The sequence below is a fragment of the Herbaspirillum sp. B65 genome (assembly GCF_000333555.1).
Lineage (GTDB): Bacteria > Pseudomonadota > Gammaproteobacteria > Burkholderiales > Burkholderiaceae_D > Herbaspirillum > Herbaspirillum rubrisubalbicans.
Window position 1 is genome coordinate 1 of the sequence record NZ_BADI01001216.1, and the last position, 1,707, is coordinate 1,707.

At 51.1% G+C, this 1,707-nt stretch carries 2 protein-coding genes and 1 pseudogene; 2 read left to right on the top strand and 1 reads right to left on the bottom strand.

Going from position 1 to position 1,707, the window contains the following annotated elements; translation table 11 throughout:
- Window positions 1-206 precede the first annotated feature (206 nt).
- Entirely contained in the window at window positions 207-626 is a 420-nt protein-coding gene (locus I5W_RS28635) for a hypothetical protein (protein WP_044531803.1), read from the top strand.
- Window positions 627-804: 178 nt separating this feature from the next.
- A complete protein-coding gene (locus I5W_RS31865; protein WP_148289222.1) occupies window positions 805-1,353 on the top strand; it encodes a DUF2971 domain-containing protein in 549 nt (182 codons plus the stop codon).
- On the opposite strand, the pseudogene I5W_RS28640 reads toward I5W_RS31865, so the two are convergent.
- Window positions 1,320-1,707, bottom strand: a pseudogene (locus I5W_RS28640) (N-acetyl-gamma-glutamyl-phosphate reductase); the annotation flags it as partial. The gene I5W_RS31865 and the pseudogene I5W_RS28640 sit on opposite strands and share 34 nt — an antisense overlap.

A 1,707-nucleotide genomic window follows, 5' to 3' on the forward strand; every position in this document is an offset into this window, starting at 1 on the left:
CCGCGCATCAACAATATCAAAGCGTTCCTGGCGTACTGCGCAGCCTTCTGCAGCAACCGCACGCAAAGGATCGTGACAGACCCGGTACCGCCTTTCATCGAGGAACAGCATGAACCAAGCAAACCCGCAACCGCTGTCGTTTGCGTTCGACAGGGCCAGCGGCGAACTGAGCTCCAACTTGGGACCGGGTTACTGGTCGAGGTGAAATGGAAGTTACCCTCACCAAGTATTTGAAGGAAGTTCAGCCGGATTCAACAGGGGCGCGCTTAGATATTAGCTATCGTGCGAGTTCCGGTCGGCACATCGTAGTGGAGTTGAAGAAGCCCGGTAAGACTAGCTTGAATTACTATGACCTTTTCCAGCAAGTCAGCAAGTACAAAGATGCAATACACGCTTACTACGATAAGGAAGAGCCGAATAAACCCAAGCCTCCACTAGATATCTATCTGCTGGTTGCTCAAACTCCTACGGGATATGACGAATCAAAGAAGCAGGCTCTCGCCGCAGTAAACGGCCGCATCATTACATATAGTCAACTGATTAATGACGCAACAAATGCCTATCAAGCGTATTGGGATGTGACAAACCACACCGGAAGCCTCGAGACTATTCTTTCAAAAATTTGATCCCATGTGCCGGACATAGGGCTGGCGTAGTGAGAAGAGTCTAATCTATTGATTATGTTTATTGTTTTACCCGACAACGTATCTATTCCGTAATCAGATGCTCCGAATGAAAAACACCCGCGATACGCGGGTGTTTTTCTTTTACGTGCGTGATTGAAAAAAACATAAAGAGGATTGTATGCCAATTCAGAAACTTAGACGTTATACCAATATTTCTGCATTAATTTATCTCTTAAGGAACAAGGCAATAACACTTCTCAGTCCAGCGACTTGGGATGACACGAATGACTCCTACTCGCTAAGTATTTACAAAAAGAAGAGAAAGCTAAAGAGCCTGCTTGCTCTATGCTTTACAGAAACCGTTGAGACATATCATCATTGGCATGTCTTTGCCGGTGGAACCGATGGGGCGTGTATCGTTTTTCATAAGGAACGCCTGTTGGCTGCCTTAGATGAATACATAGGCGTAAGACATCAGAAGGTTGAGTATCGTACGTTGCTCCAGATAGGTAGAGGTGGCGTTACCATTAATGAACTACCGTTCGTCAAACGTGCGGGTTTCGCTGATGAGGATGAGTTCAGGGTTATCTGGGAAGATGCGATTGATGAATTGAAGACCGCTGATTTTTTAATACCAATTGATGCAATCGATATCATTTATCTAAACCCGTGGCTCCCACCGAAGCTGGTTGAGGCTGCTAGCGCAACACGACCGCCGCCCGAATAGCCGGAGACTGCATGGATGGCCAGCGCATAGTCGGACGGCACCAGGCCGGCTTGCACCAGCGGACGCAACAGCGCAATGGCACCGGTCGGATAGCAGCCGGGATTGCTGATGCGCTGCGCGCTGGCGATGGCCTCGGCCTGGCCGGGTGCCATTTCGGGGAAGCCATACACCCAGCCTGGGCTGGTGCGATGGGCCGAGCTGGCATCGATGACACGGACCTTGGGATTTTCAATCAGCGCCACCGCTTCGCGGGCGGCGGCGTCGGGCAGGCACAGCAGGGCGATGTCGGCGCTATTGATGGCTTCGGCGCGGGCGCGCGCCTTCTTGCGCTCGGCTGGCGGCAGGGTCAGCACG

Bases quoted from the DNA above. Each gene is read 5' to 3' on its own strand.
- I5W_RS28635 (WP_044531803.1), top strand. From the start codon at position 207: ATGGAAGTTACCCTCACCAAGTATTTGAAGGAAGTTCAGCCGGATTCA.
- I5W_RS31865 (WP_148289222.1), top strand. From the start codon at position 805: ATGCCAATTCAGAAACTTAGACGTTATACCAATATTTCTGCATTAATT.